Source organism: Lyngbya sp. CCY1209 (assembly GCF_055795065.1).
In genome coordinates this window covers 1-800 of record NZ_JAYFER010000108.1, presented here as the reverse complement: position 1 = coordinate 800, position 800 = coordinate 1, and the positions used below count along the sequence as shown (strand labels likewise).

The window sequence follows — 800 nt, the reverse complement described above, 5'->3', positions numbered from 1 at the left end:
ATATAAGAAACTTGTATCACTGATTTTTCCTTGACCCTGAGAGTTCCGACCTCATTTAGTATCACTGTGATACCAAACTTCGGAACATACAGATAGTTATAAGGCTGGTCAGGGGTGCGTCCCTTATATCCATCCAAGGGGATGGAAGCCTTACCGGGAGGCTATTTCAGGCATTTCAGCCCTATTTCACTCCCGAACGAATCGCACAACCGCACCAGTTCTATCGCAATTGAACCGATAGGTGCAACCTTGCGGAGCCGATTCACCCAGGTCATCGTAGTCAAGACTCGGTGTTGCAAACTGGGTGCAAGCCAACCAGCAGGACGAGTCCGATTCAAGAATCGTGCCTGCCGATAGCGAGTTTTGCGATTCCGTCTACCGCGCCGCAATTGACGGCGGGATAGTAATGCAGCTTTAATCTGCTGCCCTCGATGCTGCAACTCAGCACCAAAGATGATTTGATTCCCTTGTTTCAGGGCAATTCCAGTAACTTTAGAGCCTGGGTCTAACTTAAGTTCGACAGGCTCGGGGTCAGCCTCAACCTCCTTTTTCAGGATGATAGTGAATGGATAACGGCGAAATACCGCCGCTTTCCCAACCTTGAGTAGTGACCGCGCTACCCCTGGCTTGCAGGGTGTGAGCGGCTTACGGTTGGTATCTAGAACCAAAACATGGTTAGACATTGTTGCGTCTCTTCTGATTGCTCGTAATGTTTGCTTCGCCAATGTTCAGAGTCGGTACTTTCCAAATCGCACTGTCTTAACCCCTTAGGACTGTTTAACGATTCGGTTCTAGAGCCT

At 49.1% G+C, this 800-nt stretch carries 1 pseudogene; it reads right to left on the bottom strand.

The features are described 5' to 3' along the window. Window positions 1–209: 209 nt before the first annotated feature. Window positions 210–683, bottom strand: a pseudogene (gene iscB, locus AC0QHF_RS00735) (RNA-guided endonuclease IscB); the annotation flags it as partial. Between the last annotated feature and the right edge of the window lie 117 nt (window positions 684–800).